Origin of the sequence: Paenisporosarcina sp. TG20, from assembly GCF_000286315.1 — a bacterium.
Taxonomy (GTDB): Bacteria; Bacillota; Bacilli; order Bacillales_A; family Planococcaceae; genus Paenisporosarcina.
The window spans coordinates 1-5738 of record NZ_ALJG01000153.1 but is presented as its reverse complement, the minus strand read 5'-3'; the positions used below and the strand labels follow the sequence as shown (position 1 = coordinate 5738).

Here is a 5738-nt window from a genome sequence, read left to right as displayed (position 1 = left end):
TTTGTTCCATTGTGCGCTCATGCGGGGTCTCGTCTGTCTCGCTTTTCCCGCAGGAGTCGCCGCCTTCCACTACAATCATTTTTCTTTTAAAATAAATAAAAAATCGTTCTATTTTGTAAAATCCTACACCTTTATTTAAACAAGATTATATCACTGAAAATTCACTTCGACTGAGAGGAAACTTAACGTTTCTAAAAAGGGAAATAACACCTTTATATTAATCGAATTAAAGAGGGTCATACCAAAGAAATCCTACTTAAGAATGTTAGTCTCATAAACTTTAAAATACCATGAACACTGGGTTCATGGCACTCTATAGTTATATACTTTTATCTTGTGATAAAAACCAAGATATATTTAGATAGGATTATTAGACAAGAATATATTACAGAACAAACATCTCTACCACTGAAGTTCAAGAGGAGACTTGTGAGCTTTAAAAAGAAAATCATCCCTTTAAATTTATCGGTTTAACGTGAGTCCACCTTGGAAACCCCATTTTAGCATGTTAGTCTCCATATACTAAAAACATAATGAACACGGGAATCATGGCACTCTATAGTTTATACCTCTTTATTTTGTGAAAAAGCGCCTATTAAGAGGCGCACGAGTAATCAATTTTTAGCGAGGACTTGTATCATTTCATCTAACTTCGATTCCAACATTGCGAAATTATGTTCAGTAACACTGGTGTTAGATTCAATACTATCTAATTTATTGTTAATTTGTTTTAATTCTCTCAGAATAGCATCTAGAGCAAATGACGCTTCAATATCCATTCAAATTCCTCCTTTTCTAGTATAAATTAGACATGCTATATAGAAGTTCCTTCATTTTGAATAGTGCTATCGGATTACAATCCGAAATTTTCGGTGTTTAATTGTCGCTTTAGAAGCGACCTTTTTGCTTCAAGAAAAGCTTATTCTTAAGTTGTAAAAGAAATCGGAGGATTCCGGAACACAACTTAAGGAGGAAAATAATATGAATACGAAAAGTACTGAGTTGGTTTTTATACTGGATAAGAGTGGGTCTATGTCAGGGCTTGAGAGCGATACAATCGGTGGATTTAATGCCTTGATTGCCAAGCAGAAAAAAGAACAAGGCGATGCGCGAGTTACGACGGTCCTGTTCAATCACGAATATGAGTTGCTGCATGACCGCATTTCGATTAAAGGCATCTCACCAATTACGGAAAAGGAATATGAAGTGGGTGGTACCACCGCCTTACTTGATGCAATAGGTTCGACAATTTTAAAAATCGGTAATGCTCAAAAAAGAACGAGTGAAGAAGAACGCGCTGGAAAAGTGATGTTCGTTATTACAACCGATGGAATGGAAAACGCCAGTTGTGAATACAACCATAAAAAGATCAAGTCAATGATTGCTCACCAGAAAGAAAATTATAATTGGGAGTTTATGTTCCTAGGAGCCAATATCGATGCAGTTTCTACAGCAGAAACATTCGGCATTGATAAAGACTTCGCGGTAAAATACCATGCCGATACAGAAGGGACCCAACTCAATTACCAAGTGTTAAATGAAGCCGTCAGCTCTTTCCGCTCGGGTAAAAAACTGGATCGAACATGGAAACAAAAAATTGAATCTGATTTTGAGCAACGTAAGTATTAATAGGAAGAGATGTATGTCTCGCGATGAAAACATCGCGAGAGAAGGTTGGAATTTTAAAAATTGTCCCTAGGCCAGCACTCTAGCGAAGTTGTTGTATGAGATATTAAACATAAAAGAAAGAACATGAAATTACAGAATGGCGAGCGCTTTATAGTAAATTCAAGGGCGGCTGAAATTGCATCTTCAGTCGCTATCTTTTTTAGTAGTTGCCTTATCTTTTTTCCTTCTCCAATGGAAATACTACCGATCACTTTTATTAGAAGAAGCTGACTATTTTTTGTTTAGTCAAAACATATGTAGTAAGAACCTAAAAAAGGAAAAAATATCATTTAATTTACAACTTTATTACTAAATTTGCTATTATTTCTGTATATAATATGATAGAATAAAATATAATTTGTAATTTACTGGAAAGAAAGGGTGAGTATTTTTCATTATCACACGAAATGATTGAAGTACGTACATACGTAATTAATTAAGTGGATAACAAATGTGGTTCGAGGTAAGAAAGAATAGTATATTCAACAGAAATAATAAAAAGATTGATTAATCTTTCAGACTACAGTGGTACAGTCTGGTCAGAAACTAAAGATACCAGAATAATATATTTATCATAGAATGTATAAATTATCTCTATAAAATATAATAACTTACTAATATATCATAGAAGGCAGGTACACAAATTGAAATTTATGAAAACTTTTTTATCGTTAATGTTATTATTATCTCTTTTAAGTCCATTGTCAGTGAAGGCTTCTGAAGAAAATGGAAACAATAAAAATGTCATTTCGAAAGACATGCAAAAAGAGAACTCTTTAAATATCTCTCTCTTTACTGAGTGGGCGATGAATGAAGAAGCATACATTTTTGATTATTACAATTCAATACATACAATACTACCTAAAAGTATTACAAGTGATTATATATCTTCTATTAACTTAACATTAGAATATTCACCATGGCCTTGGAGTCCACGTGATCCTATTATGTATTGGGACTTTTATACGGAAAGTCAAGGTGTGTTAACATACGATACCTATACTTTAATTTCTTATTATGGGACAACTCCCTATGTCACAGAAGAAGCGTTATCATCTAAGTACTTTGAACAAGAATTTATCTATATTCGGATGGGCACATTGTCGGATTATAGTGACAATACACTTTCAGGTGTGACTTTTAAAAAGATCCGAAATCCCTATTTCCAGGGGGAATCGACTCCCCTTAAAACTGATACTGTCATTGTCAGTAACGAGTCAACCGATGCTATGACAACTCAATCAACTGGAACTTTTTCGATTAGCGAACTAAATGAAAAGATAACGATAGATAATTCCCTTCCACAAGAAGCCTATAAAGTTGATATGCTTCCAGAGTTTGATCCGGCGAAAGTGAATGCTTCTTTATTTGAAACAAAAAGTAGTAAAAACACGATACAGTCGTCCACTGTTGGAGCAATGAAAAACTTCTGGGTAGTGGATGCTGTAGATAATACCAACTATGAAATTGCGGCCGAATTGAAATACAGTGGTCAATACGGTGAGATTTGGGTAAACAACAATGACATTTCTTCTGCTCAAGCAAAGGAAATGAGCGATGAGTTTGATCAAGAGATATATCCACTCATTACTGAGAACTTTGCAAAAGAGTCTGATGTGGATGGTAACCAGAAGATTTCAATACTTGTTTACGACATTTCTGATGGCTTTACAGGTAACGGCGGATATATTGGAGGTTATTTTTATGCGCGAGACCTTTATCAGACTGCATACTCAAATATGTCAGAGATTTTTTATATCGATACCTACCCATCTATGGGCTTAACTAAGGGTTCTTATAATGTGGATGAATCCTTTTCTACCATTGCTCATGAATTTCAGCATATGGTGAACTTCAATCAAAACGTTTTAGTCGAAAGAGGTCCGAGCATGGAGGTTTGGTTAAATGAAGCCCTCTCTATGGCTGCGGAACATATGTACATGAATGGTGCTTTAACAAATCGAGTTCAATATTATGAACTTTCGAATTCAATTGCAAACGGTCACTCACTTCTATATTGGGATCGGGCCGGAGACGTATTATCTAACTACTCTTTATCTTATTTGTTTGGTCAATATTTAAGAGTCCAAGCAAAGCAAGGTGAATCAATCTATAAAGAGTTACTAATAGATCTGAACAGTGATGTGAATGCACTAGAAGCAATTATTCAAAAATATATAGGCGCAGATAAAACACTCGGAGAATTCTTAACCGATTTCCGACAAGCACTATATGTAAACGAACCAACTGGTTTATATGGTTTCAACGGTGAAGCCGTCCTTTCCGAGATTGATAGCCCTAAATATACAGGTTCATTACCAAAGTATTTAAGAGGTGGTGGGGCCATAAACGTACCCATTGAAGATGTAAATGAATTTTCTGTTCCAACCACTAAAGGAGCATCCATCGAGTATCGATTAATTGATGCGACATCTCTTGATACCATTCCACCTGGCATCCCAGTTGTGAATCCTGTTACGGATAGATCAACGGTCGTGACTGGGTATGCAGAAGTAGGAAGCATGATAACTGTAAAGACAGGAGTAGAAGTTATCGGGGAAGGAATTGTTTCTACAGATCAAACTTTTTCTATAGCTATTCCAAAACAGAAAGCAAATCAGGTGTTATCTGTAACGGCGACGGATGCTGCTGGAAATAGTAGTGAACCAAAAGAAGTTATAGTAACAGATGCAACTGCCCCGTTAGTTCCAACAGTAAAGGAAGTAACGGATAAATCTACAACTGTGAGCGGAACAGCAGAAGTAGGTTCACTGATTAAAATTAAATCAGGTACAACCGAAATCGGCTCTGGGACAGTGGATAGCGAAGGCAATTATACTGTGCAAATTTCACAACAAAAAGCAGGAACGAAATTGGTAGTAACTGCTACTGACACTGTTGGAAATACGAGTGGAATTAGAGAAGTAACGGTAGTAGATGTAACCGCACCTACAATGCCAACAGTAAATGAAGTAACGGATCAATCGACAAGTGTAACGGGAACAGCTGAGGTTGGTTCTCTTATTACTATAAAATCTGGAACGGTTGAAAAAGGCTCAGATACTGTTGATAGCACTGGTAAGTATACGGTTCTAATAGAATTACAAAAAGCAGGAACAAAGTTAACCATTACTGCTACTGATACTGCAAAGAATAATAGTGACCCAATAGAAGTAACAGTTACAGATGCAACTGCCCCGTTAGTTCCAACAGTAAAGGAAGTAACGGATAAATCTACAACTGTGAGCGGAACAGCAGAAGTAGGTTCACTGATTATAATTAAATCAGGTACAACCGAAATCGGCTCTGGGACAGTGGATAGCGAAGGCAATTATACTGTGCAAATTTCACAACAAAAAGCAGGAACGAAATTGGTAGTAACTGCTACTGACACTGTTGGAAATACGAGTGGAATTAGAGAAGTAACGGTAGTAGATGTAACCGCACCTACAATGCCAACAGTAAATGAAGTAACGGATCAATCGACAAGTGTAACGGGAACAGCTGAGGTTGGTTCTCTTATTACTATAAAATCTGGAACGGTTGAAAAAGGCTCAGATACTGTTGATAGCACTGGTAAGTATACGGTTCTAATAGAATTACAAAAAGCAGAAACAAAGTTAACCATTACTGCTACTGATACTGCAAAGAATAGTAGTGACCCAATAGAAGTAATAGTAACAGATGCAACAGCCCCGTTAGTTCCAACGGTAAACGAAGTAACGGATAAATCTACAAGTGTTAGCGGAACAGCAGAAGTGGGTTCACTGATTAAAATTAAATCAGGTACGACCGAAATAGGTTCTGGAACAGTAGATAGCGAAGGCACTTATACTGTTTTAATTACAAAACAAAAAGCAGGAACAAAATTGTCAGTAACCGCTACTGATAATGCTAGAAATACGAGTGGAATTAGAGAAGTGACGGTAGTAGATGTAACAGCACCTACAATGCCAACAGTTAATGAAGTTACGGATAAATCAACGAGTGTGACTGGAAGTGCAGAAGTTGGTTCTACTGTCACAATTAAAGTAGGATCAACGATTGTAGGAACAGGAACAACGACTACG

Annotated in this window: 3 protein-coding genes; 2 read left to right on the top strand and 1 reads right to left on the bottom strand. The window is 36.4% G+C overall.

Annotation, left to right across the window (positions count from 1 at the left end; genetic code table 11):
- Positions 1–614: 614 nt before the first annotated feature.
- A complete protein-coding gene (locus B371_RS23300) occupies positions 615–779 on the bottom strand; it encodes a hypothetical protein (protein WP_019412647.1) in 165 nt (54 codons plus the stop codon).
- Positions 780–981: 202 nt separating this feature from the next.
- Here B371_RS23300 and B371_RS0102010 point away from each other — a divergent pair, with 202 nt between their 5' ends.
- Together B371_RS0102010 and B371_RS22335 are read left to right on the top strand one after the other, a co-directional pair.
- On the top strand, positions 982–1629 hold the full coding sequence (locus tag B371_RS0102010; protein WP_019412646.1) for a vWA domain-containing protein: 648 nt from the start codon (positions 982–984) through the stop codon (positions 1627–1629).
- Positions 1630–2321: 692 nt separating this feature from the next.
- The coding region (locus tag B371_RS22335; protein WP_157185128.1) for an Ig-like domain-containing protein at positions 2322–5738 on the top strand (3417 nt) is incomplete at its 3' end.